1 protein-coding gene is annotated in these 640 nt (G+C 39.2%); it reads right to left on the reverse strand.

Annotated elements, in window-relative coordinates; translation table 11 throughout:
* Positions 1–640: Ig-like domain-containing protein (locus NL42_RS19390; protein ID WP_461313986.1), on the reverse strand; the 640-nt coding region annotated here is incomplete at both ends.

Consider the following 640-nt stretch of genomic DNA (forward strand, 5'->3'; position numbering starts at 1 on the left):
ATAGACCTGATACAAGTAACCAGAAACATTGCCTGAGCTATCTGCTGATCCATAACCTATAACGTCACCATTGGTATTTTTAATTTCAATCTGGCTATTTGCTTCAGCCTGAGCTATAAAGCTCTGTCCATTGATATCTAATACAATATTTTCAATCGGATTTGGCGCGACATCGTCATTCAAAGCACTCTGCTTGATCTCTGCACTACGGTTACCAGCTCGATCAATCACGACAAAAGTAAGTTCCTCACCATGTAAGTAAACTTGCTGAAAATAACCAGAAACATTACCTGAGCTATCGGTATAGCCAAAACCAATCTTATTTCCAGCCTGATCTAATACATCAATAGAGCTTCCAGCTTCTGCCTGAGCTGTAAAGCTTTGGCCATTTTCGTTAAAGATGATATTTTCAATCGCATTTGGTGCAATGGTATCAATTAAAGCATTTTGCTTAAATTCGACACTGCGGTTACCCACTTGATCTATGACAACAAAAGTGAGTTCCTCACCATGTAAATAGGTTTGATTGAAAGAACCAGAAGCATTACCAGCACTATCTGTAGAGCCCCAGCCCGTCTGATTACCCAATGAATCAAAAATTTCAATCTGACTATTTGCTTCTGCTTGCGCTGTAAAGTTT

It is taken from the genome of Acinetobacter sp. GN11 (genome assembly GCF_054823985.1).